Source organism: Janthinobacterium sp. MP5059B (assembly GCF_001758645.1).
Taxonomy (GTDB): Bacteria; Pseudomonadota; Gammaproteobacteria; order Burkholderiales; family Burkholderiaceae_D; genus Janthinobacterium; species Janthinobacterium lividum.
The window spans coordinates 93,832-115,306 of the sequence record NZ_LRHX01000014.1 but is presented as its reverse complement, the minus strand read 5'-3'; the positions used below and the strand labels follow the sequence as shown (position 1 = coordinate 115,306).

Annotated in this window: 19 protein-coding genes; 7 read left to right on the top strand and 12 right to left on the bottom strand. The window is 60.7% G+C overall.

Going from position 1 to position 21,475, the window contains the following annotated elements; genetic code table 11:
• Positions 1 to 22: 22 nt before the first annotated feature.
• The 6 genes from JAB1_RS16650 to JAB1_RS16625 all read right to left on the bottom strand — a co-directional run bounded on the left by JAB1_RS16650 (position 23) and on the right by JAB1_RS16625 (position 8,025).
• Complete coding sequence (locus JAB1_RS16650) at positions 23 to 3,151, bottom strand: transglycosylase domain-containing protein (protein ID WP_083299790.1); 3,129 nt, start codon at positions 3,149 to 3,151, stop codon at positions 23 to 25.
• A 364-nt stretch (positions 3,152 to 3,515) separates the two neighbouring features.
• Positions 3,516 to 4,301 (bottom strand): molybdopterin-binding protein, encoded by a 786-nt coding sequence (locus JAB1_RS16645; RefSeq protein ID WP_034782476.1) that lies wholly within the window; start codon positions 4,299 to 4,301, stop codon positions 3,516 to 3,518.
• Between the two features lie 31 nt (positions 4,302 to 4,332).
• Complete coding sequence (locus tag JAB1_RS16640) at positions 4,333 to 5,160, bottom strand: EI24 domain-containing protein (protein ID WP_070280952.1); 828 nt, start codon at positions 5,158 to 5,160, stop codon at positions 4,333 to 4,335.
• Positions 5,160 to 6,200 carry a sterol desaturase family protein gene (locus tag JAB1_RS16635; protein WP_083299789.1) on the bottom strand — a complete coding sequence of 347 codons (1,041 nt, stop codon included), beginning with the start codon at positions 6,198 to 6,200 and terminating at the stop codon, positions 5,160 to 5,162. The genes JAB1_RS16640 and JAB1_RS16635 overlap by 1 nt, the downstream gene beginning before the upstream one ends.
• Positions 6,197 to 7,006 (bottom strand): polysaccharide deacetylase family protein, encoded by an 810-nt coding sequence (locus JAB1_RS16630; protein WP_070281069.1) that lies wholly within the window; start codon positions 7,004 to 7,006, stop codon positions 6,197 to 6,199. The genes JAB1_RS16635 and JAB1_RS16630 overlap by 4 nt, the downstream gene beginning before the upstream one ends.
• Before the next feature lie 14 nt (positions 7,007 to 7,020).
• A complete protein-coding gene (locus tag JAB1_RS16625; RefSeq protein ID WP_327076252.1) occupies positions 7,021 to 8,025 on the bottom strand; it encodes a cytochrome D1 domain-containing protein in 1,005 nt (334 codons plus the stop codon).
• 164 nt (positions 8,026 to 8,189) lie between these two features.
• Here JAB1_RS16625 and JAB1_RS16620 point away from each other — a divergent pair, with 164 nt between their 5' ends.
• From JAB1_RS16620 to JAB1_RS16610, 3 genes are all read left to right on the top strand, one after another.
• A complete protein-coding gene (locus JAB1_RS16620; protein ID WP_070280949.1) occupies positions 8,190 to 8,546 on the top strand; it encodes an FKBP-type peptidyl-prolyl cis-trans isomerase in 357 nt (118 codons plus the stop codon).
• A gap of 200 nt (positions 8,547 to 8,746) precedes the next feature.
• Complete coding sequence (locus JAB1_RS16615; RefSeq protein ID WP_034782468.1) at positions 8,747 to 9,001, top strand: acyl-CoA-binding protein; 255 nt, start codon at positions 8,747 to 8,749, stop codon at positions 8,999 to 9,001.
• A gap of 42 nt (positions 9,002 to 9,043) precedes the next feature.
• Positions 9,044 to 9,514, top strand: a complete 471-nt coding sequence (locus tag JAB1_RS16610; protein WP_070281067.1) for a GNAT family N-acetyltransferase — start codon at positions 9,044 to 9,046, stop codon at positions 9,512 to 9,514.
• Between the two features lie 92 nt (positions 9,515 to 9,606).
• Here JAB1_RS16610 and proX read toward each other — a convergent pair whose 3' ends face one another.
• From proX to JAB1_RS16590, 4 genes are all read right to left on the bottom strand, one after another.
• Positions 9,607 to 10,665: a glycine betaine/L-proline ABC transporter substrate-binding protein ProX gene (proX, locus tag JAB1_RS16605; RefSeq protein ID WP_083299788.1), complete on the bottom strand. Its 1,059-nt coding sequence runs from the start codon at positions 10,663 to 10,665 to the stop codon at positions 9,607 to 9,609.
• Positions 10,666 to 10,677: 12 nt separating this feature from the next.
• The gene (proW, locus tag JAB1_RS16600; RefSeq protein WP_034782464.1) at positions 10,678 to 11,781 is read right to left on the bottom strand and encodes a glycine betaine/L-proline ABC transporter permease ProW; all 1,104 of its coding nucleotides are present in this window, start codon (positions 11,779 to 11,781) and stop codon (positions 10,678 to 10,680) included.
• Positions 11,778 to 13,013 (bottom strand): glycine betaine/L-proline ABC transporter ATP-binding protein ProV, encoded by a 1,236-nt coding sequence (proV, locus tag JAB1_RS16595; RefSeq protein ID WP_034782568.1) that lies wholly within the window; start codon positions 13,011 to 13,013, stop codon positions 11,778 to 11,780. Before proV ends, proW begins: the two co-directional genes overlap by 4 nt.
• A gap of 581 nt (positions 13,014 to 13,594) precedes the next feature.
• Complete coding sequence (locus tag JAB1_RS16590; RefSeq protein ID WP_070260060.1) at positions 13,595 to 13,879, bottom strand: polyhydroxyalkanoic acid system family protein; 285 nt, start codon at positions 13,877 to 13,879, stop codon at positions 13,595 to 13,597.
• Positions 13,880 to 14,068: 189 nt separating this feature from the next.
• Between JAB1_RS16590 and JAB1_RS16585 the strand changes: the two genes are divergently transcribed.
• The 4 genes from JAB1_RS16585 (at position 14,069) to phaZ (ending at position 18,015) form a co-directional block, all read left to right on the top strand.
• Positions 14,069 to 15,466, top strand: coding sequence for a hypothetical protein (locus JAB1_RS16585; RefSeq protein ID WP_070280946.1), 1,398 nt, complete (start codon positions 14,069 to 14,071; stop codon positions 15,464 to 15,466).
• Between the two features lie 88 nt (positions 15,467 to 15,554).
• Positions 15,555 to 15,842, top strand: a complete 288-nt coding sequence (locus tag JAB1_RS16580; protein WP_070280944.1) for a protealysin inhibitor emfourin — start codon at positions 15,555 to 15,557, stop codon at positions 15,840 to 15,842.
• 353 nt (positions 15,843 to 16,195) lie between these two features.
• On the top strand, positions 16,196 to 16,519 hold the full coding sequence (gene fdxA / locus JAB1_RS16575; RefSeq protein ID WP_034782458.1) for a ferredoxin FdxA: 324 nt from the start codon (positions 16,196 to 16,198) through the stop codon (positions 16,517 to 16,519).
• 275 nt (positions 16,520 to 16,794) lie between these two features.
• Positions 16,795 to 18,015 carry a polyhydroxyalkanoate depolymerase gene (phaZ, locus tag JAB1_RS16570; protein ID WP_070260064.1) on the top strand — a complete coding sequence of 407 codons (1,221 nt, stop codon included), beginning with the start codon at positions 16,795 to 16,797 and terminating at the stop codon, positions 18,013 to 18,015.
• A 54-nt stretch (positions 18,016 to 18,069) separates the two neighbouring features.
• Here the strand turns inward: phaZ and JAB1_RS16565 are convergent, their stop codons facing one another.
• Together JAB1_RS16565 and JAB1_RS16560 are read right to left on the bottom strand one after the other, a co-directional pair.
• Positions 18,070 to 18,747: a DOPA 4,5-dioxygenase family protein gene (locus JAB1_RS16565; protein ID WP_034782454.1), complete on the bottom strand. Its 678-nt coding sequence runs from the start codon at positions 18,745 to 18,747 to the stop codon at positions 18,070 to 18,072.
• 46 nt (positions 18,748 to 18,793) lie between these two features.
• The gene (locus tag JAB1_RS16560; RefSeq protein ID WP_070280942.1) at positions 18,794 to 21,358 is read right to left on the bottom strand and encodes a TonB-dependent receptor; all 2,565 of its coding nucleotides are present in this window, start codon (positions 21,356 to 21,358) and stop codon (positions 18,794 to 18,796) included.
• Positions 21,359 to 21,475 lie beyond the last annotated feature (117 nt).

The following is a 21,475-nucleotide window of genomic DNA, read 5'->3' as shown; positions in this document are numbered from 1 at the left end:
CGTTCACACAAGCCAGATACTTTTAATTAGTGCACTGCTTGGCCACGCCTTCAGCCGGCGCGGGCGCCTCGATCAGCGGCATCAGGCTCGGCGCCAGGGACACCAGCAGCTGCACGGGCAAGGCGCTGGTGAAGTCATAGTTCTTCGATTCCGGTCCGCGCACATACGCCGTCATGCTGCCATAGAAGCGCTCGCCGATATTGAACACAAATGTCGCCGAGCGGTTCACATAGCGCGACTCGATCAGGCGGCCACCGGCGCCATACACGTCGAAGCGCTGGTCGCCCGTACCCGTCTTGCCGCCCATGGGGATCGGCACGCCATCAGCGCCGACAAACGCCGTCTTCGCCCGTTTCGCCGTACCGTCCGACACCACTTCGCGGATGGCCTTGGCCACTGCCTTGGCCACGTCCGGCGACAGCACTTGCTCCGCTTCCACCTTCGTGCCACGCTTGACCATGGTGTCGTACGGCGTCTTGGCGGCGAAATGCATGGAATCGATGCGCACACTCGGTTTACGCACGCCATCGTTGATGATGATGCCCATCAACTCGGCCAGTGCGGCGGGACGGTCGGCCGATGCGCCCAGGGTCGTCGCGTACGACGGCACGAGCGAGTCGAATGGATAGCCCATCTTCTTCCACTGGCGGTGGATTTCCAGGAACCCTTCCACTTCCAGCAAGTTGGCGATGCGGCGGTCCTGCGCATGCTTGCGGTGCGTATTGAACAGCCATTTATAGACTTCCTGGCGTTCCTTCTCGCTGGCCGCCACCATCTGCGACAGGGTGGAACCTTCGTGCTGGCGCAGATACGCCACCATCCACAGTTCCAGCGGATGCACATTGGCCAGGTAGCCACGGTCGGCCAGCGACCAGTTTTCCATTGCGTACTGCTGGTACATCTTGGCAACGCGTTCGGGCGGTACTTCGTTTTGCGACGTCAAGTTGGCGTTGAGGAAGTCGCCGAATTCGGCCACGGTCCCCTTCGGATTCACGGTGCGGAAGATATTCGCCAGGCGCACGGGGGTCGGGCGGATGCTGGCCAATAAAATCTTTTCCTGCTCGTCAACGCTCTTGCCGCGGTATTTCTGATAGAAGCGGTGCAGGAATTCACGCCCTTCCTTGTCGGCAAAACGGCTCAGGTACTGGGCCCGGCGCGGATCATCCGCATCCGCCAGCAGCGAGGCCGAGGAATCGGGACGCGAAAACATGTAATAGCGGGCCACGTCGCGCATCAGGCGCACGAACACCAGGTTGGTCGACTGGCGCAGCGCCTGCTGCAAGGTCATGATGCGGCTGTCGTCGAGCTTGGAGAAGTTGCCGAAATGGTGCAAGCCGCCGCCCGTGAAGAAGCCTTCGCCCGGGTTGCCCGAATATTTGCGTTCCATGGCGGCCGCCAGCATGGCCGGCAGGTTGCGCGCCTCGCCGAGTGCCAACGGTTTCAGATAGGCAATCGCCCACTGCGACAGCATGTCCTTGGGATCGACGGCGATCTTATTCAGCTCGGCGGCGCCCATGCCGCTGTAGCGCTGGTGCAACTGGTCGATGATGTCCAGGTAGGTGACCAGGGTGCGCAGCTTGGCCGTGGAACCGAGGTCCAGCTTGGCGCCTTCGTTGATGTCGAGCGGCTGGTCGTAGTTATCCGTCTGCACGCGCAGCAAGTTGGCTTGATCGCCCTTTTGCAGCAGGGTAAAGCTGTAGACCACGTTGGCCGGGTCGCCATTGCCCAGCATGCCCTTGCCCGTCAGGCCGGCCGCTTTCGCCACTTCCGGATCGCGCAACTCGCGCAAGACCTTGGTAACGGCGTTTTGCGCCTGCGCGTCGAGCGTGCTGACCACTTTCAGGTCGAGGCGGTCGAGGTTGTACAAGCGCGGGTCGCCCAGCATGCTGGCCAGGTGATTGCGCACGGCATTCGAGGCCTTGCGCGTGACAAACGAGGTCGATGCTTCCGATTGCACGCCGGACGCCGTCGATGGGCGCAGCTTCTCGGCGATGGCCGCATTGCGCAGCTGCGGCGAAATCACGCCCGCTTGCGCCAGCAGGCGCAGATGGCTGTTGGTCAATTCTTCCAGGTCGGCGCCGCCGGCCACCAGGTAATGCGATGGACGGCGCTGCGCGATCAAGAGGCTCAGCGCCTGCTTGTAGGCCAGCGCGCTGCCCGGCTGGTCCATATTACCCTTGAGCAAAGTCTTCACTTCGGCAAATGGCCTGCCATACCAGACCCACATGCCGTCGCCAATGCCGTTGACTTCGCCAAAACCGCTCTTTGCCGACAGCGGCACGGTATTGAGGTAATTGACGACGATCTTGCGCCGCGCTTCCATGGTGTTTTCGCCATCCTGGTACGAGCGCAGGCTGGCCGAAATCATCTGCAGCAACTTGTCCTGCATGGAACTGGTGCGGCCGTCTTCCGAATGCCGGTATTTTTCAATTTGGGTAGCCAGAGTGCTGCCGCCGCCACTGCGGTGGCCGCCGAACAGGTTCAGCGCCTTGTCGAGGACAGCCTTGCTCAGGCGGTCCCATTCCACGGCGGGATTGCGCTCGGGCGTGCCCGGGTCGAGCAATTCGCGGTTTTCGATGAACAGCAGGCTTTGCACGAGCGCGGGCGGCGCTTCGGCAAAGCCGTCGAACATGCGCTCGGGATAGCTGGCCGCGAACAGGGGCGCGGCGCGGCAATCGAGGATGGTCAGTCCGGCGCGGTTTTTCTCGTGGTACGTGGCAAAGATGCCCCGGTCGACCAGTTGCACCATTTTCGGCGACATGCGCGCCTGCGCCGTCACTTCATAGTCGCGCGCATTGAGCTTGCTAATAAAATCCGGCAGGCTGGCATAGCCGAGCCGCTCGTCATACGGCCCGTGCTGCGGATAGCGGATGGCGCCCGCCGGTGCCGGGCCAGGCTCGACCTTGAACGCCAGCTGGCGGTCCAGGCGCGTGAAAAACTCCGCCTGCAGGGCCGAGGTACGCACTTCGCGCATGACGAACCACGCCGCGCCGGCGATCAGCGCCAGCACGATGATGGCAAAGATGGGCCAGATGCGCGAACGGCGCTTCTTCGGCGGGCGCGCCGGCGGCGGTGCCTCGGCGCCCGTGTCGGAGAGTGGATCAGAGGGGGGCCGCTCTTGCGCGGCCAGATTGACGCCTGTGTCTTTCATGGGATGCTGGGGTAAGGTTGGGTTTGGACGGCGCGGGAAATGCGGTAGCGATACCGCTCCGCGCGGGATAAGACCAGGGCCGGCCAGGGCCGGTCACGACAAAGCTTGCTTAACATGATGTCCATACCGGTGAATCAAAAAAACACGCTACTGCACAGGCAGGCAACCCCGCGTTTGACACGCCAGGCTCCTGTTCACCATTCCACCACATCGGCATGGGAACGACTGACGAGCGCACACAAAAATCTTGCTTCATTGAAGATTTTCGCAAAAAAACAACGTCTTGGAATGTACGCTTGCGTACATAGATGCAAGGCGGGCTGAACGCCGGCGAAAAAGCCGCCGGCGCCGGGCTGGCTGCATGTCAGATGGTGGTGTATTCCGCTTGCAAGGTATCGAGCGCGGCGCACATCTGCGCGAAGGCGGCCTCTGCCTGCGCGGGCTCGCCCTTGACGCCCAGTTCGATATGCCGGCGCGTCTGCGCATCGCCCACGCTGGGCAGGCTGAACACCTTAATCAGCGGAAAATCTGTTTCCAGGCGCACCATCAGCGGCGTCAGCAGGGATTCAGCCGTTTCATACACGAGCAAGGCGTGTTCCGCGTGCGGCACCTGGTTGAACAGGTGCGCATAATGCGTGTCGAGCACCCATTCGATCATGGGCCAGGACATGACGGGAAAGCCCGGCACGAAATAATGTTCGCGTACGGCAAAACCGGCAATCTTGTTGTACGGATTCGGAATCAGCTCGGCGCCTTCGACAAATTCCGCCATTTTCAGGCGGTGCAGGTTTTCCGGCGAGTTCAAATCGGCCGGCACGCCCGCCTCTAGGCCCATTTCCGTGATGCGCTGCTGGATATTGACCTTGCCCTGCGGATGCAGCACCAGCGGCAAGCCCAGCGCATCTGCCGCTGCCTGGCGCGTATGGTCATCCGGCGTGGCGCCGATGCCGCCAAAGCTGAAGACGATGTCGCCGCTGGCAAAGCTGCGCTTGAGCAAGGCGACCAGGCGGGCCGGCTCATCACCCACGTATTCCGCCCAGCTCAGCTGCAAGCCCCGTGCCTTGAGCATGCTCACTACTTTCGGGAAATGCTGGTCCGTGCGCTTGCCCGACAGGATTTCGTCGCCGATGATGATCAATCCGATAGCCATGAAACTCCCTCGTAGAATTCGATAAAAATACTCAGGCGTCCGCCGGCGCCACATCGGTCATGCCGCGTACGCCCCGCAAACGCGACAGTGCTTCCAGGCAGTAATACTGGAACCACAGGCCCGTGAAGATAAAGATCAGCACATACAGCCAGATGGCGAACGCCGCCAGGAAGGGGAAGAACACCACCGACATCACGCCGCCCATCCACAACAGGCCCGGCACGGCGCCGGCCGCGCCGGACACCATGCCGATGGCCAGCAGGGGCCAGCGCTGCGTGCGCATGATGGCGTGGCGCTCTTCCGCGCTGGCGTAGTCGGCCATGGCGTCATACGCCATCACGCGGTAGGTCAGCCAGCCCCACAGCACGGCTTGTCCCGCCAGCGCGGCCGGCGGAAACGCGTACAGGGGCAGCATGATCACCCAGGCGATGATGAACAGCAAAAAGGTGGCCAGGGACGTCCCCACGCTGCCCAGCAGGCTGCCGCCATGTTTCTTTTCCAGTTCAGGAAAGTGCCGCCCGCCGATATGGCGGCCAATGGCCGGCATGGCGAACAGGCCCATGAAGATCAGCGCCGTCAAGATCATCAGCGGCAGCAGCATGAACATGGCGATCAGCGGCACGATCACGGCCTTCAGCACGCCCAGGCCAAAGGTGGACAGCACCTGCCCGCTGGTGCGGAAGAAATCGTACTGCGTAAACAGCGCATGCAGGCTGTCGATCAGCGGCTGCAAGCCCACATACAGCAGTCCGCCCCACAAGATCAGCGACAGGATGAACGGCGCCACGCTCAGCAGCAATATCCTGCCGTGCAATTGCGACAGGAAAGCACGGCCATACGAATTCAACACATTACGCATCAACGGCGTCCTTTTCGTTTGATTCTTGCAAATTCCACCATGCGGCGCAGGCCCAGCCATTGCTGCTGCCAGAAGCCGTGGCCATAGCTGCGCCCCGGCCGGCCCATACCCTTGCTATCGATACGGGCCAGCTGGTCGCGCACGCCCGTGCGCGCATAGCCGGCCGAGAAGTTCGCGGTGCCCAGCAGCATATCCCAAATCGGCAAGACCACGCCGAAGTTGCAACCGCCCATGCTGCCCTTGCCTTTCGACTCGTGCCCCACGCCGATCGCGTGATGCGTGCGGTGAAAACGGGGCGAGATCAGCAGCCGCTCGCCGATGCGGCCGAAGTGTATCCTCACATTTGCATGCTGCAAGCTTTGCAGAATGTGCGAAATCGACACCAGCAGCACATACTGGCCTGGCGGCACGCCGATACCGAGCGCCACCAGCGCCATCACCACGTCGCGCAGGAAATCATCGAGCAGGTGGTTGCGGTCATCGCTCCACAAGTTCATGTTTTGCTGGCTGTGATGCAGGCTGTGCAAGCCCCACCACCAGCCGAAATGGTGCGAGGCCCGGTGGTAGCAATAGTCGACGAAGTCCAGTATCACAAAATAAATGATAAAACTGAGCAAGGGACTGATGCCGGGCAACAGCGATTCCAGGTTCAGGGGATGAATATTGTCGAAACGCAAGGCGCCCGCCAATGCATCCATCAGCGGATCGAGCGTGAAAAAGACCACGACAGAAAACAGGCCGATGCGGTGCAGCACGGTGTAGATGAAATCATTCCAGCGGGCGCGCGGGTCGGTGATCTTTTGCGCGGGAATCAAGGCTTCAAGCGGGCGCAGCACGAGAAACAGCAGCACCAGTTCGCACAGGCCGATCAGCAGCCACTCCGTGCCCTCGAACGCTTCTTCCGTGAATTCGCCAAAGCCCAGGTGATACACGAGGGGATTCACGATGGTCTGGAACAGCCAGCCTTGCGCCACGCCAAAGGCGTCGACGACGGCGTCGATGACGGGAGTGACGTGGCCGAAGATATCGGCGGCGATCATGGCTGGCCCTTCTTCTGCGCGTAGGCAGGATGCTCGCGCAGGGTGGCAAAGCAGAACCCTTTGTCTTGCAAGCCAGAAATCAAGGCGTCCAGGTTGGCGGGCGCCCACGCATCCTTGCGCGACCAGATACCCATATGCGAAATGAAAATATCGCCGCTGCGCAAGTTCGCCAGCGCTTTTTTCAGCAACATGGCGTTCGGATACTTGTCGCTGGGCAGCTCATCGCCTGAATACCCCGCAGGCGCCCAGCCCGCATGCTGATAGCCGCAGGCGCTGCCGGCCGCCAGGGTGCGCGGCGACGTGTAGCCGCCCGGCGCGCGCCAGAATGGGTCGAGCTTGTGCCCGGTCAGTTCCTGGAAGCGCGTATCGACGCGGCGCAATTCCTCGCAGAACTGTTTATCCGTGAACGACGCCAGCTTGCCGCCATCCTTGCCGAACTGCGGCTTGACCTGGATCAAGCCGTTGGCCAGATCCTTCTTCCAGTACACATGGTCAAACGTATGCGTGCCGAACGCATGGCCTTCAGCGACTCGAGCTTTCCAGTACGGCGCCCACGAGGCATCGAGCGAATAATCGCCGCGCGTGGTCTTTTCATTGGCGAGGAAGAAGGTTGCCTTCACATGGCGTTGATTCAGCACGTCGGCGATCAGTTGCGCTTGCGACTGACTGCCCGTGTCGAAGGTCATGTAGATAGTACCCTTGCAGGCGGCCGGGGCGACAGGTGCGGCGGCCTGCGCGGGCGACAGCATGGCGCTGGCGCACAACAGCATGGCGGGCACGTGGCACGCGGGAATCAGACGTTTCATCAGCACACCCGCCATCACATGCGCGGCGAGTGGGTGGCGAAATACACGCCATGGGGCGAGCGGCCCACCGGTATGGTCTTGATGACCTTGCGCGTCGTCAGGTCGATCACAGCCACTTTCTTGATCCAGCGCAGGGTCACCCACATGGTCTTGCCATCGGGCGTGATTTCCATGCAGTCGGGGCCGCCCGGCACATTGATGGTTCCCACGTTTTCCAGGGTTTTCTGGTCGATGATGTTGATCGTGTTCGACACGCGGTTCGAGACGAACGTCATGCGGTTATCCCCCAGCGCGCGGAAATTATGCGTGCCGGCGCCCGCCTTGATGCGCTTGACGGTCTTTTGCGTGCGCCAGTCGATCACTTCCACGTAATCGCTGCCCATGATGCCGACCAGCAAATGCTTGCCATCGGGCGTCATCGTGATGCCGGCTGGCGCCGGACCGACGGGCATGGTCCACTTGACTGTTTGCGTGGCCAGGTCGATGGCGCTGACCTGGTTGCTGCCCTGCTGCGTGATGAAAGCCATGGTGCTGTCGGCCGTGAACGCCATGTGGCTGGGCAACTTCGGCAGCGGGATGCGCTTGGCCAGGGTCAGGTTCTTGCCGTCGTAGCGGTACAGGTCGATGCGGTCCAGGCGCAGCGAATTCGAAATGAACCACTTCTGGTCCGGCGAAAAGCCGATCTGGTAAGGATCGAGGATATTGCTGATGCGGCGCTGGATCTGGCCCGAGACAGGGTCGAGGAAAATCAGCTCGTTGCCGACGGAACTGGCGACGATCAGCGACTTGCCATCCGGCGTTTCCATCAGATGGTGCGGTTCCTTGCCAACGGCAAAGGTAGACAGGGGAGCATAGGTTTTCTGGTCCAGCAGTTGCACCGTAGCATCACGGGAATTGAGCACCACCACCACTTCGGCTTGCGCCGTCGATATTGCGGAAACCAGGCACAGCGAGGAAAAAACAAGGCGGCATAGACTGCGGAACATGGAAGAAATCACTGTTAAATACAAAACATGCATTTTACGTGGAACACTGTATTTATTGTGTTAAATCCCCCCTTAAATGCGACCGGCAGCCACACATCGTCGTAATTTCTGGTTTTTCCCAGCGCCGGGCCTGGAATGGCGCTTTGCAACTCATTGCTCTACAATCTGAAGCTTTCATCGCCTACACAAGGATTATCATGACCACCACCACTACCGCTTCCGGCCTGCAATACATCGATACCGTCGTTGGCGAAGGCGCTGAAGCGCAATCCGGCAACAATGTTGTCGTGCATTACACGGGCTGGCTGCAAAACGACGACGGCAGCGCCGGCGCGAAATTTGACTCGAGCAAGGACCGCAACGACCCATTCGAATTCCCGCTGGGCGCCGGCCGCGTCATTCAAGGCTGGGACGAAGGCGTGCAAGGCATGAAAGTGGGCGGCAAGCGCCAGCTGATCATCCCTGCAGCACTGGGCTATGGCGCACGCGGCGCCGGCGGCGTGATTCCACCGAACGCCACCCTGATTTTCGACGTCGAACTGCTGGGCGTATAAGAACAGACTCCGCAGCGCGCAAGCGACTGTACCAGGCGCCGCCCCTGTTCACTCAGCGGCGGCGTTTTTGTTTTGAGTGTGTCCTCTAATGCACGGCGCGCTTTTTTCACTATGATGTCAGGCACTGCAGCACGCACGGTGGCCACTCCGCCGGGCCTGCCGCACTTTTCCAGCGATTCCATCAGCACACAGGAGCCATCATGAGTTTACAAGAGCAATTCGAACAAGCGCAGCTCGATTCCAAGACCCTGTCCGAGCGTCCGGACAATATGACCTTGTTGAAAATCTATGCCTTGTTCAAGCAAGCCTCGAGCGGCGACGCCACGGGCGAGCGTCCTGGCATGACCGACTTTGTCAACCGCGCCAAGTTCGACGCCTGGGCGGCCCTGGCCGGCACTTCGAAGGAAGAGGCGCAACAGCAATACATCGACCTGATCGAAGACTTGAAGGACTGATCCCCCCTGCCCCGGCACTTGCCGGGGCAGTATAATTTCTGCATGACACCATCACCGATTTCCCGGGTTTCGCTGGCCCATGCCGCCGACCTGCCCCGTTTGTTCGACGTCTGGCACCTGTCCGTACGCGCCACCCACGATTTTCTCGCCGATAGCGATATCGCCTTCCTGATGCCCTTCGTCCGCGATGAGCTGGCCAGGGTGACGGCCGCACGCCTGCTGCACGTGCTGCGCGCCGATGACGGCGTCGCTCATGCCTTCCTGTGCGTCGAGCACGCCAAGATCGAGATGCTGTTCGTCCATCCGGATCACCGGGGCAGCGGCGCCGGCCGCACCCTGGTCCGTCACGCCATCGCGGCCCTGGGCAGCACGGCCGTCGATGTCAACGAACACAATACGCAGGCATATGGCTTTTACCGGCACCTGGGCTTTATCGAGGAAAACCGCTCGGAATGCGACCCGTTCGGCAAGCCTTTCCCCATTTTGCACCTGAAACTGGCCAAAATGGCCTAAAAACTCACCAAAAACCACCAAAACAGGCCGTTAACGCAAAAGTGGCTACCGAATCGGTAGCCACTTCTTTCAATGCCGGGTAGCGCTGAAACTTACTTCTTTGCCGCCGCCAGCGCCTGCGCGATCCAGCCGTCAAACGTCTGCTGGTGGTACTTGATCCAGCCAGCCGTATGGCGGGCGATATCGGCCTGCGTGTTTTCGCCGCGGCGCATGCGCTCGTTCTGCGCATTGATGTCCGCCACGGGCAATTGCATTACTTCGAACAGCTTGGCCGCGGCCGGATTTTTCTCCGCCCAGGCCTTGTTCGACACGATGCGCGCCGTGTTGACGGCAAAACCGTAGTCGCTGCCATCGTCGAGGCGGGTATTCACCTTGTCCGGATTGGCCGAGAATGGCACTTTCAGCCAGACCACGTCCTTGCCCGGCACCAGCACGCCACTGACCCAGTACGGCGTCCACGTGTAATACAGGATGGACTCGCCACGCTTGTAGCGGCCCAGGGTATCGGCGATCAGGGCCGCATAGCTGCCCTGCACATGCGTCACCGTCTCGCGCAATTTATACGCATCCATGTGATTCTCGATCAGCGCTTCGCAGCCCCAGCCGGGGTTGCAGCCCGTCAAGTCGGCCTTGCCGTCGCCATCGTGGTCGAACAGCTTGGCCAGGGTGGGGTCGCGCAACTGGTCGATATTCGTGATGTTGTACTTCTCGGCCGTCGCCTTGTCGATCAGATAACCTTGCGCGGCAGGACCGGCGTATTGGCCCGTGCGCAACAGCTTGGCGTCGCCGCCCGCATTGTTATAGAAATCCTTGTGCATTGGATCCCAGTGCACGGCCATGAAGGTGGCGTCACCGTTGGCGATGGCGATATGCGCGGTCGGATACTCCACTTCCTTGATCGGCTGCACTTCGTAGCCGAGCTTTTCCAGGGCCTTGTCGACCAGCATGGTCTGGAAGGTTTCTTCCGCGATCGAGCTTTGCAGCGGCTGCACCTTGACGCCCTTGCCGGGCAGCGCATCGGCGGCCACGGCCGGCGTCTGCGCCATGGCCAGGCTGGTGGTCAGGGCCAGGGCGGCGATCGCCAGGGCGGAAAACAGCTGGAACTTGCGTTGCGATTTTTGCGTCTCTTTAAAATGTGCGATTTGATGCATGTAAATCCTTTCTTATTGTGCGTTGGCCAGCGTTGCTTGCTGTTCAACATTATTTTTGTCCGTGTTGCCGCGCACCAGGCGCAGCACGAAACCGGCAGGACCCGTCTGGTACCAATGGCGCACGCCACGGCGTGGCTGGCCCATCGCTTGCGTCAATCGGTCCAGGGTGATGGCCAGCAGCACGATGCCCAGGCCACCCACGGTTGCCAGGCCCATGTCCAGGCGGCCAATGCCGCGCAATACCATCTGGCCCAGGCCACCCACGGCGATCATAGAGGCGATCACGACCATCGACAGCGACAGCATCAGCGACTGGTTGATACCGGCCATGATGGACGGCATGGCCAGCGGAAATTGCACGCGGGTCAGCAGCTGCCACGGCGAGGCGCCATAGGCGCGGGCCGCTTCGATCAGGTCGGGACGCACCTGGCGGATACCGAGGTTGGTCAAACGCACCAGCGGCGGCAGGGCAAAGATGATCGTCACGATCACGCCTGGCGCATTACCGATACCAAACAGCATCACCACGGGCACCAGGTAGACGAAGGCAGGCGTCGTCTGCATGGCGTCCAGCAGGGGACGCAGGATATTCTGCGCGCGGTCGCTGCTGGCAAGGAAAATACCCAGCGGCAAGCCGATGGCCAGACAGAAAGCCAGCGACGTCAATACCAGCGACAGGGTGGTCATGGCTTCCGGCCAGATGCCCAGCATCGACACCACCAGCAGCGCCAGCACGGTACCGATGGCCAGGGTACGGCTGGTAAATTGCCACGCCAGCAAGCCGATGATGGCGATCACCGTCAGCGACGGGGCCGCCAGCAGCACGCCTTCCACGCCGGACAGCACGCTGTCGATCGGCGCACGCACGGCCTGGAAGAAAGGACGGAAATGGGCGACGACCCAGCCCAGGCCCTGGTTGATCCAGCTTTCCAGCGGCAGCGAGCCGTCGAAGATCTGTGTCAGGTGAAAGCCGCTCGCATGTTCCGGCTGCACGGCAGGCGCGGCGGCGTCCAGCCAGGCGGTGCTGGCATCGGTGGGCGGCGTCAGCGCCCAGGGATTGATTTGGGCGGCCTGTTCAACAACAGGTTCTACTGTGGAAACGGTGCTTGGGTTCATGCTTGTCCTTTCTGTTGTTGTGGCTCGGCAATGGCTGGCGTGTCGCGGTCGAGAAACTTCAGCAAGGTCGTCTTGCTGATGGCGCCGCGGAAGCTGCCGTCATTGGCCACCACAGGGACGGCGTAAGGCAGTTGCGCCACCTGGCCGAACAGGCCGGCGACTGGCTCATCTGCATTGATGGTCTGCACGTCGGGCAGATAGGCATGCGCCAGGCCCAGCGGTCCCACATGGCCGTCGAGCGCACTGCGCAGCGAATCGGCCGAGACGACGCCGAGGAACTTGCGCTGCGGATTGACGACATACGCAAAGGCGCGATCCTGCTCTTCCAGCATCGACAGCGCGGCGCGCGAGCCGCGGCTCGGCGACTCGGAGACGACGATCTGGCTCTTGCGGGCAATATCGCTGGCCTTGAAGACGGCCGCCGCATCCACGCCGCGCACGAAATTGCGCACGTAATCGTTGGCAGGCTTGCGCAGGATTTCTTCCGGCGTGCCCACTTGCACCACGTGGCCGTCTTTCATGATGGCGACGCGGTCGCCGATGCGCATGGCTTCGTCGAGGTCATGCGAAATGAAGACGATGGTGCGGCGCTTGATTTGCTGCAAGCGCAGCAGTTCCGATTGCATTTCCGTACGAATAATCGGATCGAGCGCGGAAAATGCTTCATCCATCAGCAAAATCGATGGATCGCAAGCCAGCGCACGGGCCAGGCCCACGCGCTGCTGCATGCCGCCCGACAATTCGTCGGGATAGCTGGCGCCGTAGCCGTCCAGGCCCACTTGCTCCAGCGCTTGCTGGGCCAGCGCATGGCGCTCAGCTTTCGGCATGCCGGCCAGTTCCATGCCGAAGGCAGTGTTGTCGAGCACGGTAATTTGCGGCAGCAGCGCGAACGACTGGAACACCATGCTGATGTCCTTGCGGCGCAGGGCGCGCAGCTGGGCGTCCGGCAAGGTATTGATGTCGTTGCCGTCGATCAGGATGCGGCCGGCGGTCGGCTCGATCAGGCGGTTCAGCATGCGCACCAGGGTCGACTTGCCCGAACCGGACAGGCCCATGATGACGAAGATCTCGCCCGCTTCAATGGTAAAGGTGGCGTCGAAAACGCCGATGGTGCAGTCCGTCTTGGCCAGGATATCCTGCTTGCTGGCGCCTTGATGGACGAGTTCAAGTGCTTCTTCTGGCTTGTCGCCGAACACTTTGAACACATGGTCGATAATGATTTGTTTTGCCACGATGTGGTTCTCCCTCGATTTGACGAATGGAATGAAACCCAGCAAGCTGCTAGCTTGCGGCGGGAATCAGCAAACCCTGTTGCGTCGGCTACGCCACGGCGCAAAAAGCGCACGGGAGCGACAGGAAACAGGGGGTGACACGCGTGTGACCAGCGGATGGCCAAAGCCGGTGCCGGGGTGCCGTGTGCGTGCTAAAAGAGGCTGTGGTTCAGGACTTTTAACAACGCTAGCGCCATGCAAATACATGGCACCAAATGTATTTGACCGAAAAAAATCGACCAAGCTACTTTTAACTGGATGCGGGTGTAAAACCCGAAGAATTATTCACCACTCAGCGAGTGGGGAGTACTGCGAAGCAGAAGGTGAAACGCGGTGTAGCTGTTGTAAATATGACTCAAGTATAACGCAAAAAGCCACCAAAGTCCAATGGCTTTCCAAATAGAAATGTGCTAGCAATGTTCGCCAGCGTACAGTCAGACGTAAAAAAGGCGAAAAGAGACTTGTTTTCATCGTCTTTTCGCCCATCGCTGCGACACGCTCCCTAGCACCAAACCGGGCGCCGGACAAGCGATGCAAAGCCGTCAAGCCGGCTCGGTAAACACCTTGCGCATCTTCTCGGCAATCTTGCCTTCAATCGTGGAGGCGAAGGCGCTCAGCATGAAACCCAGCTTGATTTGCAGTTGCGCCTGCTCTTTTTCCAGGGTCAGCGATCCGTCGACGCCGCTGCGCTCGAAACGCAGCACGTCGCCATCCCAGGCGCACGCCAGGTCATATTCCTGGGCCAGCTTGTCGGCCACTTGCTGCGCCGCTTGGCGCGCCTTTTCTGCTGTCAGCTTATGTTGCTGAACTATATTTATATCCGCCATCAAACGATCCTTTTATTATAAAAACGGGGGCAATACGGCCAGCATCATACCAGCCGCCATGCGGCAGCCGCGGCCATGGGTGGCGCCGGCACGCAGAAAAAACCGCGCTTTCCTGCGCCGCATCAAACCGAAACCACCGAAGCGGGACGACTATCTCAGTTCCAGTTGCGAGTGTCTTGGAGAGCTACCATGGACCAGAAAGTCATCGTGCCGGTCGAAGCCGTGCTGACCAAATGCGTGTCCCTGCCCGTCGGCTATGTCCCCACCCCATCGGCGCCCTACCGCCAGCACCGCAAGAATGCACAGCTGACCTTGCAGCCGGGTCCGCCCCGCGTGCTCGACCCCACCACCCGCAAGCTCGAAGCCGTGCCGGTCGGTTCGCGCGTGCTGATCTGGAAGCAGGACCCGTCCGTGAGCGAACTGGGCACGCGCAAGACCTTCCTCGCGGGCCTGACCCTGCAAGGCCCGCGCGATGCACGCATCACCTTTGGCGAGCCGGGCATCGCCCAGGTCAGCCCGAACGCCTTTGGCGACTTCATCGTCTCGCCCAATACCGACCAGTTCGACGCCGTGCACACGTTTGCCATCGTGCGCATGACGCTCACCATGTACCAGCGTGCGCTGGCCAGCAACGGCACAGCCTCGCCCCTGCCCTGGCAATGGAATAGCGCCAGCAATACGGCCCCCCTGCGCGTGTTTCCGCACGGCTTGCCCAATGTCATGAATGCGTACTACAGCCGCAGCGACAAGGCCCTCAAGTTCGGCGATTTCATTCCCAGCGGCGCCACCGAGCGCGTCTATACCTGCCGTTCGCTCGACATCGTCTCGCATGAAACTGGGCATGCCATCCTCGATGGCCTCAAACCGAATTGGCTGCTCAACAATAACCCGCCGCAGACGGGCGGCTTGCACGAATCGTTCGGCGACCTGACGGCCATCTTCCTGGCCCTGTCGCAGCTGGACCAGGTCGAAGCCGTGATCGCGCAAACCAAGTCCGATCTGCACGACAAAACCTTCCTGGCCGACCTGGCGGAACAGTTCGGTCTGGCGCTGGGCCGGCCTAACGGTTTGCGCAATGCCGACAATGACATCAAATTGTCGGAGGCAGGCACGGAAGTGCACGCCATCTCGCAAGTGTTTACAGGCGCCGTCTACGACATCCTGGCCGACATCTTTGCCCATGAACGCCAGCCCCAGCTGGAAGACGACGCTGCCGTGCTGCACCGCTGCGGCGACTACCTGCGCAGCCTGGTCTTGCGCGCCCTGGTGGCGTCTCCCGACCATGCGGCCACGTATGCCGACGTGGCCGGCCAGATGCTGACCCTGGCGCAGGCCGACGGCTATACCGCCTACCTGGACTTCATCCGCAACAGCTTTACCGTGCGCGAAGTACTCAAGAACAATGCCATGACGGAAGATGGGCAAATGACCTTTGCCGCAGGCATCGTCGATGACGAGGGTGCCGTGCAAGACAGGCGCGCCTGCTGCGGTACCATGAACCATGCGGAATACAGCGAATCGGACCACTTGCTGGAAGCGGAGCGCGAAGCACTGGCGGCCTGGTGCCGCAGCTACGCGCCCCGATAAATGCCATACGCCGCAAGCCAGTAATAGTCGGCAGCAGGCGATGACATGCCGCACCACGTCTCCACCACAGCCCACCAGAAGGAGCAGCATGAAAATTTCAGCCCGCAGCAGCGGCGGCTTTGCCGGCCTGAGCGAACAGTACGACATCGATACGCAAGCCCATCCGGACGGCCCCGGACTGGAAGCGGCATTGGCCAGCAGCGGCTTTTTCACGCACTCGCAGGCGACGGGCCAGCAGGTGGGTGCCGACATCCCCCAATGGCAGATCACCGTCGACGCGCCCACCGCGCGCCGCACCATCACATTTGCCGAGGATGGCAGTGCTGAAAATGCACGTTGGCAACAGTTACTGACGCAAATACGCGCCAGCGCCTGAATGTTCCGGCACTTGGCCTGATTGTTCCGGCGCTTATTTTGTGCCGGTCTTGATTTGAGTAAAACAAAAACACCACACGGCAAGCCAGCACACCGCCCACCCTGCCCCCTGCCGCATCGGGTGACTGTCGCTTTCTTGCCGCGTTCTTTATGGCAACGTCCCGGATAGTCGCTGAATTACCCGCTCTGCGCGGCAACGGCACCGTCAAAAAATGAATTTGCTTATATGTATTGTATATAAGCGGGATTTGTGAGAAATAGCGAATTGCCTTAAAATACAATGCTTTGCTTTAGTATGCGCCGCCGAGTTTCCTGCAGGCGCTACAGCACCTCCCCCAAATTGATAGGACTGTTATGACCCACGTTGTCACCGAATCCTGCATCGCCTGTCGCTATACCGACTGCGTCGATGTCTGCCCGGTAGATTGTTTCCGGGAAGGCCCGAACTTCCTGGCAATCGATCCGGACGAATGTATTGACTGCGCAGTCTGCGTGGCAGAGTGCCCGGTGAACGCGATTTTCGCGGAAGAAGACGTGCCGGGCGACCAGCAAGCCTTCATCAAGATTAACGTCGATCTGGCCCGTAACTGGCCTTCGATCACCAAGACGAAGGCTGCCTTGCCGGAAGCCGAGCAATTCAAGGACGTCAAGGACAAGCTCGACATGCTGGTGCGCTAAGTGCACGGCACTTGCCGCGGCCGTTCTGGCGGAGAGACTCTTCTCCGCAGGGGCGGGGTGGCGAAAAAACAGACGAAAAGCAGCGGAAACGCTGCTTTTTTTGCTTTTAAAGCATCGTTGCAGCTCTATCCACGCAAGTGTGGCGCCCTGTCACACCAAAGCGCAAACTGTGGACCTGTGCGCGGTAAAGCACATTTTGTCCTCAACAAATATCGTAGAATTGGATTATGATATTTGAGCCGATATTGGCGCTTGGAATTAAACAAGGACTCTATATGCTTTACCAACTGCACGAACTGCAACGCTCTTTCCTCACTCCGGTGATGCAATGGGCAGACATGTCCTCCAAGTTATTTACCAACCCGGTTTCTCCACTGGCCCACACCCCGTTTTCGCAACGCATCGCAGCCGGCTACGAGCTGATGTACCGCCTTGGCAAAGACTACGAAAAACCACAATTCGACATCCAATCCGTTCTCGTCCAAGGCGAGAGCGTCGACATCCGCGAACACGTTGTCGTGACAAAACCGTTTTGCCGCCTGATTCACTTCAAAAAAGAAGCCACTGGCTTGCAACAGCCCAAAGTTTTGCTGGTTGCCCCCCTGTCCGGTCACCACTCGACCCTGCTGCGCGATACCGTGCGCGGCTTGCTGGCCGAGCACGATGTCTACATCACCGACTGGACGGACGCGCGCATGGTACCGCTGACGGAAGGCCCGTTCCACTTGGACGACTACATTTATTATGTGCAGGAATTCATCCGCCTGCTGGCGCCTGACTTGCACGTCATTTCCGTCTGCCAACCGACCGTGCCCGTGCTGGCCGCCATCTCGCTGATGGCGACAGCCAAAGATCCGCACATGCCGAAGACCATGACGATGATGGGCGGCCCGATCGACCCGCGCCGCTCGCCCACGCAAGTGAACAACCTGGCGACGGAAAAGAAATTCTCGTGGTTTGAAAACACCGTGATCTACGCGGTTCCGCCGAACTATCCGGGCTTTGGCCGCAAGGTGTATCCGGGCTTCCTGCAGCATGCCGGCTTCATCGCCATGAACCCGGGCCGCCACGCGCAAAGCCACCGCGAGTTCTACATGCACCTGGTGACGGGCGACGACGAGCCGGCGGAAGGCCACCGCCAGTTCTACAACGAGTACAACGCCGTACTGGACATGCCGGCCGAGTACTACCTGGAAACCATTAAAACGGTTTTCCAGGAATTCAGCCTGCCGATGGGCACGTGGAAAGTGGGCGGCCAGCTGGTGCGTCCGCAAGACATCACGAATGTGGCGCTGTTCACCGTGGAAGGCGAACTGGACGACATTTCCGGCGCCGGCCAGACGCAGGCGGCGCATGACTTGTGTTCCGGTATCCCTGCCGAGATGCAACAAGACTTCGTAGCGCCGAAATGCGGCCATTACGGCATCTTCTCGGGCCGCCGCTGGCGCGAGATCATTTGCCCGAAAATCGGCGAATTCATCCAGAAACACGGCTAATACACGGCATATCCATCAAAAAGCCACCCCAGTTCACACTGGTGTGGCTTTTTTTCATGCGCGCTCGATTTTCACCGTCGGACGCGTATTCACAAAGATCTGCTCGACTCTCGGCTCACCCGGTCCCGGCTTCTTCATCGCATAGCCATTCACAGGCTGCGACCGGTTTACCCACAGCGCGTAATACAGGTGATCGGCGCGCGGATCTTCCGTATTCGGGTGGATCAGTATCGTCAGGCCCAGGCTGTTCAGCTGCAGCCACGGCACGATCACGGGCAGCAGATCATTGGTAAAGCCAAAATAAAACGACGGCGTCACGTGCGGGCCGCGCGGCTCCAGGTTCCAGTCGCCCAGCTCGATCTGGAAACGCTCGGCCGCCCACTTGCGTATCAGCGCCGCTTTCTGGTAACTGTCTTCGTCAAAATAGATATGCGCGTGATAGCTCTCGATATCCGTGTAGGCGCGCGGTGTCGATGGCAAGGTTTCCTCGCCGGGCCGCACGCTGACGGGGCGCGGCGTGGGCGCCTTGTCCGTATGCTCGCCCCACGGGCTCTTGCCCGGTGCAGGTTTGGCGCGTTTTACTGCGCCATCCTGCGCCAGGGCGGTGCCCGCCAAGCCGGAAGCGGCCAATGCCGCCACCAAGCCGCCGCCGCGCAAGACCGTGCGACGCTGCGGAGAAAGAAGATTGGCCCATTCCAGGTCGATGGCCGCGTGTTGAGTGTTGTCAGACATGTCAATTCCTGTTCTTGATGATAAGTACGGAGATAGAGAAGGCAGATCAAAAGTGAACAGTGGCGCGGGCGTAGTAGTAACCGCCCAATACGCCCAATGGTCCCGAATTGTCGTAGGCGCCCGTGTACTGCGCCAGATTCGCGGCGCTGCGCGCTGCGCGCGGCACCTGGCTGGGCTTCTGGTCGAAGACATTGTTGGCGCCCACCGTCACGTTGATGCGCTTGCTGATGTCGTAGCCGACGCTGACATCCGTCACGAAGGCGGCCTTCAGCTGGTAGTCGCCGCCCGTGATGGCATTCAGGCGCTTGAGCTTGCCGTAGCGCGTCTCGCGCAGGTTGAATGTCCAGCCGGCTTTTTCATACGCCAGGGTGACGATCTCCTTGTCGCGCGGCGCCCGGTACAGCAAGTCGTACTCGGCCGACTTGCTCAAGGTGCCGATGTTCGGCAAACCTTGCAGCACCGCCGGCAGTGCCGCCTTGCCAACCAGACTCGTGTGATTGATATTCACGGCCGCCGTCCAGCGCAGCTTGCCATCGGCCACGCGCAGAACATCCTCGGCCGTCAAGTCGATGCCGCGCGTGCGCGTGTCGCCCACGTTGGCAAAGTAATGCGCCACCAGGCCATTGCCCACCGTCAGCCCCGCCGAGCGGAGCAGGTTTTCAATGACGCTCGCTTGCGCCCCCGTCAGTGGCCGGCCGCTGCCGTCGAGCGCCACGCCCGAGCTGCGGTCAATGCCGATGTTCGACGACACGCCCAGGCGGTCGCTGACCTTGATTTGATACGCGTCAACGGCCAGGCGCAGGGTGGGCGTGGGATTGAAGGTCAGCCCCGCCGACAGATTCGTCGATTTTTCCGGTTTTAATGCTTGCGCACCCAAGGCCCGTGCGGCAGCGGAATTGGGCTGCGCCAGGGTGTACGGCACGCCCGCATGGTCGGACGTGTTCGAATACGATTGCGTCACCAGGCTAGGCGCATGGAAACCGTTGCTGACAGTACCGCGCACGGCGACCGTGGACGTCACGTCATAACGGGTGGACAAGCGGCCCGTCGTCTTGCTGCCGAAATCGGAATATTTCTCGGCGCGCAGAGCCGTGTCGAGCAGCAATTGCGGCGTCAGTTTCGCGCCCAGGCCGATATACGCCGCATGGCTGTGGCGCGCCGTGTCGGATGCGTCGACGGGCAGGTAGCCGGCCAGCGCCGATGAGCCACTGCCCTGGTAAGAGGCAGGTTCGCCCGGGCTGCGCTGCTGCGTTTCATGCGAATACTCGAGGCCCAGGCTCAGGTCGGCCTGCTCGCTCAAGCCCAGCTGCACGGGGCGGCGCACATCGGCATTCGTGGTCGAGCGGCTGTATCGCTGATTGCCGATAGTAAAATCGGTCTTGCCACCGGGATAGGTCAGCGAGTAATTGGCCGAGTGTTCGACACCCACGTCGATATCGTCGCGGCCATACGTCGTGCTCAGGTCCCAGGACCAGCCCGCCGTCTCGCCCTTGACACCGCCCGTCAGCGAAAAGTCGTTTTCGCTCGTCGTTTCATATGGCGTGAAACCGTCGGGATACACGGCCAGCAAGCCTTTGTTGTTATTAAAAATGGTATTGGGCAGGCGGAAATTCTGCGCCGAGCGGGCATTGCGGTGCGCATAGGTGCCGAAACCATACAGTTGCACCTCGTTCGACACGTCATAGCCGAGGTTGGCGCTGAGCGAAGCGGTCGTGCTTTGCGGCACGCCCGTATTGCGCCATGGATTGCTGTTGCGGTTTGCTTCGGCCGGGTTCGGCGAAGCGCCGGCCGGCAAGCTGTTGTTCGGTCCCAATTTCACCAGTTGGCCATCGCTGTTGCGCACGGCCGGATACGACAGATAAGCGGGATTCAGTCCAAAATTGCGCACGGCGATGCCCTGGCGCTGGACTTCGGCGCCGAAGTGGGCAAAGCCGTGTTCGCCCAGACGCGTGCCGCCATCGATGCGCGCCGCCCCGTTCGTGCCGTCGCCCTCGTAGGTGGAACCGAGTTGCGTGCTGAAACTGCCCTTGTCATCCGACTTCAGGATGATGTTGATGACACCGGCGATGGCGTCCGAACCGTAGATGGCGGAAGCACCGTCACGCAGGATTTCCACGCGGGCAATCGCCCCCGAGGGGATCAGGGCCAGGTCGGTGGCGACGGAACCCGGAAAGCCATCCTCATTGACGATGGCCGTCGTATGCCGGCGCTTGCCGTTGACCAGCACCAGGGTATGCGAGGGATCGAGGTTGCGCAGCTGCCCGGCGCGCACGATGCTGCCAAGGTCAGGCTGCACGCGGGCCGGCAAGTTGAATGACGGCAAGGCCGTATCCAGCGCATCGAGCAAGTTCAATTTGCCCGTGGCCTGCAATTGCTGCGCGCTGATCACGTCGATCGGTGCGGCGCTGTTGGCCACCGTGCGGCCCGTGCCGCGCGCCCCCGTCACGATAACGGCATCGAGCGGGGCTGCAGCCTGCGCACCGTCCCCGGCAGGCACCGCTTGCGCATGCGCCACGCCAGGCGCCCCCAACACGAGCACGGCCACCGAGACGGCGTACGCCAGTTGCCGCAGGCGCGGGATCGGGTCTTGCTTGTGAATCAATTCCAGCATACGGAAACATCCTTTTCAAGTCGTCAACACAGTGGTTGCAGACTAAAGGATGGACAAACAAACAAGAACGAATGGTTTCGTATTTAGATATTTCGTTTTGGCAACGTGCAACAGCGG

Bases quoted from the DNA above. Each gene is read 5' to 3' on its own strand.
- JAB1_RS16650 (WP_083299790.1), bottom strand. From the start codon at position 3,151: ATGAAAGACACAGGCGTCAATCTGGCCGCGCAAGAGCGGCCCCCCTCT.
- JAB1_RS16645 (WP_034782476.1), bottom strand. From the start codon at position 4,301: ATGGCTATCGGATTGATCATCATCGGCGACGAAATCCTGTCGGGCAAG.
- JAB1_RS16640 (WP_070280952.1), bottom strand. From the start codon at position 5,160: ATGCGTAATGTGTTGAATTCGTATGGCCGTGCTTTCCTGTCGCAATTG.
- JAB1_RS16635 (WP_083299789.1), bottom strand. From the start codon at position 6,200: ATGATCGCCGCCGATATCTTCGGCCACGTCACTCCCGTCATCGACGCC.
- JAB1_RS16630 (WP_070281069.1), bottom strand. From the start codon at position 7,006: ATGAAACGTCTGATTCCCGCGTGCCACGTGCCCGCCATGCTGTTGTGC.
- JAB1_RS16625 (WP_327076252.1), bottom strand. From the start codon at position 8,025: ATGCATGTTTTGTATTTAACAGTGATTTCTTCCATGTTCCGCAGTCTA.
- JAB1_RS16620 (WP_070280949.1), top strand. From the start codon at position 8,190: ATGACCACCACCACTACCGCTTCCGGCCTGCAATACATCGATACCGTC.
- JAB1_RS16615 (WP_034782468.1), top strand. From the start codon at position 8,747: ATGAGTTTACAAGAGCAATTCGAACAAGCGCAGCTCGATTCCAAGACC.
- JAB1_RS16610 (WP_070281067.1), top strand. From the start codon at position 9,044: ATGACACCATCACCGATTTCCCGGGTTTCGCTGGCCCATGCCGCCGAC.
- proX (WP_083299788.1), bottom strand. From the start codon at position 10,665: ATGCATCAAATCGCACATTTTAAAGAGACGCAAAAATCGCAACGCAAG.
- proW (WP_034782464.1), bottom strand. From the start codon at position 11,781: ATGAACCCAAGCACCGTTTCCACAGTAGAACCTGTTGTTGAACAGGCC.
- JAB1_RS16590 (WP_070260060.1), bottom strand. From the start codon at position 13,879: ATGGCGGATATAAATATAGTTCAGCAACATAAGCTGACAGCAGAAAAG.
- JAB1_RS16585 (WP_070280946.1), top strand. From the start codon at position 14,069: ATGGACCAGAAAGTCATCGTGCCGGTCGAAGCCGTGCTGACCAAATGC.
- JAB1_RS16580 (WP_070280944.1), top strand. From the start codon at position 15,555: ATGAAAATTTCAGCCCGCAGCAGCGGCGGCTTTGCCGGCCTGAGCGAA.
- fdxA (WP_034782458.1), top strand. From the start codon at position 16,196: ATGACCCACGTTGTCACCGAATCCTGCATCGCCTGTCGCTATACCGAC.
- phaZ (WP_070260064.1), top strand. From the start codon at position 16,795: ATGCTTTACCAACTGCACGAACTGCAACGCTCTTTCCTCACTCCGGTG.
- JAB1_RS16565 (WP_034782454.1), bottom strand. From the start codon at position 18,747: ATGTCTGACAACACTCAACACGCGGCCATCGACCTGGAATGGGCCAAT.
- JAB1_RS16560 (WP_070280942.1), bottom strand. From the start codon at position 21,358: ATGCTGGAATTGATTCACAAGCAAGACCCGATCCCGCGCCTGCGGCAA.